The 6,089-nt window shown below is 34.8% G+C and carries 4 protein-coding genes; 2 read left to right on the plus strand and 2 right to left on the minus strand.

The genetic code is table 11. The features are described from left to right. The first annotated feature begins 17 nt into the window (after nt 1-17). Entirely contained in the window at nt 18-1,241 is a 1,224-nt protein-coding gene (locus PMI10_RS16305) for an MFS transporter (protein ID WP_007810016.1), read from the plus strand. A gap of 87 nt (nt 1,242-1,328) precedes the next feature. Then, a complete protein-coding gene (locus PMI10_RS16310) occupies nt 1,329-1,967 on the plus strand; it encodes a peroxiredoxin (RefSeq protein WP_007810018.1) in 639 nt (212 codons plus the stop codon). Between the two features lie 89 nt (nt 1,968-2,056). On the opposite strand, the gene PMI10_RS16315 is transcribed toward PMI10_RS16310, so the two are convergent. Continuing rightward, nucleotides 2,057-4,294 (minus strand): cation:proton antiporter domain-containing protein, encoded by a 2,238-nt coding sequence (locus tag PMI10_RS16315; protein WP_007810020.1) that lies wholly within the window; start codon nt 4,292-4,294, stop codon nt 2,057-2,059. Nucleotides 4,295-4,460: 166 nt separating this feature from the next. Next, entirely contained in the window at nt 4,461-5,807 is a 1,347-nt protein-coding gene (gene purB / locus PMI10_RS16320; protein WP_007810021.1) for an adenylosuccinate lyase, read from the minus strand. Nucleotides 5,808-6,089 lie beyond the last annotated feature (282 nt).

Consider the following 6,089-nt stretch of genomic DNA (forward strand, 5'->3'; position numbering starts at 1 on the left):
AATTTTTCCTCTGGAATATGAATACATCTACAAAAACTGTTGCAATCGACAGCAGTACTTTAGCTCAAAAAACAGTTTATTCGGTATTATTTTCAATTGCATTTGCACATTTATTAAACGACTTGATGCAATCTGTAATACCTTCGACATATCCAATTTTAAAGCAAAATTTCAATTTAAGTTTTACTCAGGTCGGACTGATTACCTTTGTTTTTCAGGTCACGGCTTCTTTATTACAGCCTTTCGTTGGATTTTATACAGATAAAAAACCAAAACCTTATTCACTTGTAGCAGCTATGATTTTTACCATTTCCGGATTAGCATTATTGTCCGTTTCCAGTTCATTCTGGATGTTGTTAGTTTCAGTGGCTTTGGTAGGAGTCGGCTCTTCAATTTTTCATCCCGAAGCTTCCCGTGTTGCTTTTTTAGGTTCAGGAGGAAAGCGAGGTCTGGCTCAATCCATATTTCAATTAGGTGGAAATGCCGGAAGCGCCATCGGGCCTTTATTGGTCGCATTGGTAGTAGCTCCACACGGGCAATCGTATGTTATCTGGTTCGTACTTGCAGGAGTTTTAGGAATTATGATTTTGTCAAGAATTGCGGTTTGGTATGCTAATCATATGAGTTTAAGAACATTGGGGAAAGCCGGTTTAGAGGAAGATAAGATGCAATTGTCAAATAGAAAAATTACGATTTCTATCATTGTTTTATTGTTGCTGATATTTTCCAAATTCTTTTATATGGCAAGCATGTCAAGTTATTTCACTTTTTATTTAATTAGTAAATTTGGATTAAGTGTTCAGGATTCGCAGTTTTATTTGTTTCTTTTTATGGCTTCCGTTGCAGCAGGAACTTTAATAGGAGGACCTTTGGGAGATCATTTTGGTAGAAAATATATTATTTGGTTTTCGATTTTGGGAGCCGCTCCGTTTACATTGCTTTTACCATATGCTAATTTATTTTGGACTGCTGTTTTAGCAGTAATTATTGGAGTTGTAATAGCTTCGGCATTTTCGGCTATTTTAGTTTACGCCCAGGAACTGAAACCTGGAAAAGTCGGAATGATTTCAGGTTTGTTTTTTGGTTTTGCTTTTGGAATGGGAGGTTTAGGTTCTGCCGTTTTAGGATATATTGCAGATAAAACCAGTATCGAATATGTTTACACGATAAGTTCTTATCTGCCATTAATTGGAGTTCTCGCGTATTTCCTGCCAAATATTCAAAAGAAAAAAACAATATAATTTTCTTAAAATAGATAGAAAAAGTAGAGTTTAGTTTTTTTTAATTATTTTTTTAAGTAATTTTAGAGGAACTAAAAAAATATAATTATGTCAACATTAAGATTAGGCGATATAGCTCCGGATTTTTATGCAGAAACGACCGAAGGGCCAATTCATTTTCATGAATGGTTAGGGGACTCATGGGGAGTTTTATTTTCACACCCTTCAGATTTTACTCCGGTTTGTACAACCGAATTAGGAACAGTTGCAAATTATCTTCCGGAATTTACAAAAAGAAATACAAAGGTTATTGCTTTAAGTGTCGATGGTCTAGAGTCGCATTTAGAATGGATCAAAGACATCAATGAAACTCAAAATACAACAGTAAATTTTCCAATCATTGCTGATGAGGATAAAAAAGTAGCTACTTTATATGATATGCTTCATCCAAATGCCAGTGATAAATTTACAGTACGTTCCGTTTTTATAATTGGCGCTGATAAAAAAATCAAATTGACATTAACATATCCAGCCTCAACAGGAAGAAATTTTGACGAATTGCTACGTGTTATTGACAGTTTACAGCTAACGGCAAATTACAGTGTGGCAACCCCGGCGAATTGGAAAGACGGAGAAGATGTTGTGATTACACCGGCAGTTCCGGATAGTGATATTCCTGCAAAATTCCCAAAAGGGCATACACCGATAAAACCGTATCTGCGTATGACTCCGCAGCCTAATAAATAAATTTGTAGTGTCTAAGCTACTAAGTTTCTAAGCTACAAAGAATTTAAAACTCTTTGTATTAACTTAGAAAGTTAGTAGCTTAGCAATTATCAGGCTTTTTTTATTAATTGGCTCATTCGTTTTTTATCTCCAACAACCCAAATAATATCATTTTTTTCTAAGGTCAAGCTGGATTCAGGATTTAGAATCCGTTTTCCGTTTCGCTCAATTCCAACAACCATACCATTGGTTTTAGACCTGAATTGACCGATGCTTTTCTGAATGAATTCTTCATCAGAAACTTCCAGCTGTCGCAAAACAATTTCAGATTCTTCGACAACTTTAGGGTTTTCAATTTCATTCTGATTCAAATATTTTCCAAATTCAGTGACCTGAGCATCTGTACCAATAACACAAATTTCGTCGCCGGGAAATAAACGTTCATTTTTAGTTGGAATAGAAATCATAACATCACCTCTTTTTATATAAGCAATGTTGATTCCCATTTGTTCACGAATGCTTAATTCTTCCAGTGTTTTTCCGGCCAAATTTGATTCTTTTCCAATGTCAAAAAACGACATATGTCCATCCCAGGGCATTAAATTAGCATAACGCCTGTCAATTTTTTTGTTTTCCCGGTCGTTTAAATTCTTTAAAAAGTGACTTTCGATTTTATGATATTGCTCATTTAGTTTCTTAGGGAATATTTGATAAGCAGCAATGGCAATAATCAAAGCGATAAAAGCAACCAGAGGCGAGAAGAAAATGTTTAATAAAAATCCAATAAAAAATACCCCTAGACTCATTCTGATTAAAATCATCATTAAAAGAGCACCTCTGTATTTACGTTCTTCCCATAACATCTCAACTTCTTCAATGGCAACACGTCGCAGCGAAAGCGCCCATAAGAACGGAGCAATTATGATTAAAGTTATCAGTGCGGCCAAAGTGTTTCCGAATCGGGTATCTGCTACTAACGGAGCCACAAATTTTGATGATAATAGAATAACTGCCGCAACAATAATAGTGTGTAATATAATTTGAATAACATAAGCATGCAGTACTTTTTGCCACGTACTAACAGATTTTATCGCTTGTGCATTGACACTATAACGGTTGATGTTTTTAACCCATTTTTTAGGCATTTTCCGTTCCAGTAATTCAGAGAAAGGAACTGCATATTTTACCATAAAAGGAGTGGTAAAAGTAGTAACGGCTGAAACGGCTACTACAATCGGATATAAAAATGAACTGGTAACATTTAGGGTCATTCCCAATGTGGCAATAATAAAAGAGAATTCACCAATTTGCGATAAACTCATACCTGTCTGAACAGATTGTTTAAGGGGTTGTCCTGATAATAATGCACCAATTGTAGAACTTACAGATTGCCCCACAATAGTTACTAGTGTTAAAACAGCTACCGGAAGCGCATGTTCATAGAGCATTTTAGGATCAATTAACATTCCGACCGATACGAAAAAGATGGCGCCAAATAAATCCTTAACGGGCTTTACCAAATGTTCAATATGTTCCGCCTGAGTAGTTTCGGCAATTATAGAACCCATAATAAACGCTCCAAGAGCAGGGGAAAAGCCCACATTTGCAGCAAAACTGACCATAGTCAGACATAATGCAAGTGAAATAATCAATAACATCTCATCTGTCAATAAGTGTTTTGCTTTTTTAAGGAGTGTCGGAATAAAAAAGATACCGCCTATAAACCATGCTGTGAGGAAAAAAACCAGTTTTAAAACCGACATCATTAATTCACTTCCGGAAAATTGCTGACTCACAGCAATTGTTGATAATAAAACCATCATCAAAATAGCCACAATGTCCTGTACAATAAGGGAACCGATAACTATTCCGGCAAATTTCTGAGCCTTGACTCCAAGCTCATCAAAGGTTTTTAAGATGATCGTTGTTGAAGATATAGATAATATTACTCCCAGAAAAATGCTGTCCATTTGTGACCAACCCATCCATCGTCCGACCAAATAACCAATTATAACCATTGTAATTATTTGCGTAATGGCTGTAATTGAGGCTGTTCCGCCAACTTTCATTAATTTTTTAAAACTAAATTCAAGCCCCAGACTAAAGAGCAGGATGATTACTCCAATTTCAGCCCAGACTTCAACACTTTTCATTTCCGTAATAGAAGGAAAAAAATCAAAATGATTACCCGCTAAAAATCCTGCAATCAAATATCCTAAAACCAGTGGCTGTTTCATTTTTTTAAATAATAATACAGCAATTCCGGCGGTCATCAGGATAAGTCCCAGATCGCTGATTAATGGTTTCAGGTGGTGTGTAGTTTCTGCAACGGCATTTAAGGCAATCATAAAAAGGTGTAATTTTTCAGGAGCTTAATCCAGCTTTCATTTCAAATAAAATTCACTGAGCTCATTAAAATAAAAGTTAAGTAATCTGGGTTAATTTCCAATCGGATTAAATAAAAAAAGCTATCGTTAAAGATAGCTTTTTCTGGTAAAATATTTTAGGCTTTCTTTAAATTCCTGTAAAGTTAGCAGGAGTTATTTGCATTAATTCTGCTCTTACAGCATCAGAAACTTCTAATGTCGCAATAAAATTATGAATTGCCTTTTTATCAATCGCTTCATTCGTTCTTGTCAGACCTTTCAAAGCTTCGTAAGGATTCGGATATGCCTCACGACGTAAAATTGTTTGAATTGCTTCTGCTACAACTGCCCAGTTTTTCTCTAAATCCTCAGCAAATTTAGCTTCGTTTAAAAGCAATTTGTTGAGACCTTTTAATGAAGCTTCAAAAGCAATAATGGTATGCCCGATCGGAACCCCAATATTACGTAAAACAGTACTGTCAGTTAAATCACGCTGTAATCTCGAAACCGGTAATTTTGCAGATAAATGCTCAAAAATAGCATTTGCGATCCCTAAGTTTCCTTCAGAATTTTCAAAATCAATCGGGTTAACTTTATGTGGCATTGCAGATGAACCAATTTCGCCTGCTTTGATTTTTTGTTTAAAATAATCCATTGAAACATATGTCCAGATATCACGATCTAAATCGATAATGATATTGTTGATTCTTTTTAAAGCATCAAAGAATGCTGCAAAATGATCGTAATGTTCAATTTGAGTTGTTGGAAATGAATGATGTAAGCCAAGATCAGCTTCAACAAATTTATTTCCAAATTTTTTCCAGTCGATTTGCGGATATGCTACGTGATGTGCGTTGTAATTTCCTGTTGCACCACCAAATTTAGCTGCAAACGGAATATTGAACAATAAACGCATCTGCTCTTCTATACGTTCAACGAAAACCAGGATTTCTTTTCCTAAACGAGTAGGAGAAGCCGGTTGTCCGTGCGTACGTGCCAACATTGGAATGTCCTTCCATTCAACACTTAATTCTTTTAATTTAGAAATTAAAGAAATCAAGGAAGGCATATAAACCTGCTCAAAAGCTTCTTTTGTAGAAAGCGGAATGGCAGTATTGTTAATATCCTGAGATGTTAATCCGAAGTGAATGAACTCTTTATATTGAGATAAACCCAGTTTTTCAAAAGCATCTTTAATAAAATACTCAACCGCTTTTACATCATGATTTGTAACTTTTTCTGTTTCCTTGATCCAAAGGGCGTCTTTGGTAGAAAAGTTTTTATAGATGTTACGCAAGCTGTCAAATAAATCCGGACTTACGTCTTTTAGTTGTGGTAATGGCACTTCGCACAAGGCAATAAAGTATTCAATTTCAACCAATACACGGTATCTGATTAAAGCTTCTTCAGAGAAAAAAGGTGCTAATGAAAGGGTTTTATTTCTATATCTTCCGTCGATTGGAGAGATAGCATTCAATTCGTTTAAAGTAGTCATTGTTCTGTTGTTTGTTCGAAAGGTGCAAATATAAACAGAATTTGCGGATTAAAATAGACAAAAGATCAAACACTAATTTCACTAATTGTTACGAAAAAATTCAGTTCTGATACTGTGAAATAGATTTGAATGAATTAATCTTCTATTTATATTTAAAATGAACATCGTGACGATGAAAAGCATTCAATTTTAATATAATTAACCAGTTGGGTGTAATTAGCAAAAAAGTTAATTTAACACATAGAAGCATAGATTTTAAATGTTTATAAAAGATAATTTTAA

This window comes from Flavobacterium sp. CF136, from assembly GCF_000282055.1.
GTDB lineage: Bacteria > Bacteroidota > Bacteroidia > Flavobacteriales > Flavobacteriaceae > Flavobacterium.

Bases quoted from the DNA above. Each gene is read 5' to 3' on its own strand.
- PMI10_RS16305 (WP_007810016.1), top strand. From the start codon at position 18: ATGAATACATCTACAAAAACTGTTGCAATCGACAGCAGTACTTTAGCT.
- PMI10_RS16310 (WP_007810018.1), top strand. From the start codon at position 1,329: ATGTCAACATTAAGATTAGGCGATATAGCTCCGGATTTTTATGCAGAA.
- PMI10_RS16315 (WP_007810020.1), bottom strand. From the start codon at position 4,294: ATGATTGCCTTAAATGCCGTTGCAGAAACTACACACCACCTGAAACCA.
- purB (WP_007810021.1), bottom strand. From the start codon at position 5,807: ATGACTACTTTAAACGAATTGAATGCTATCTCTCCAATCGACGGAAGA.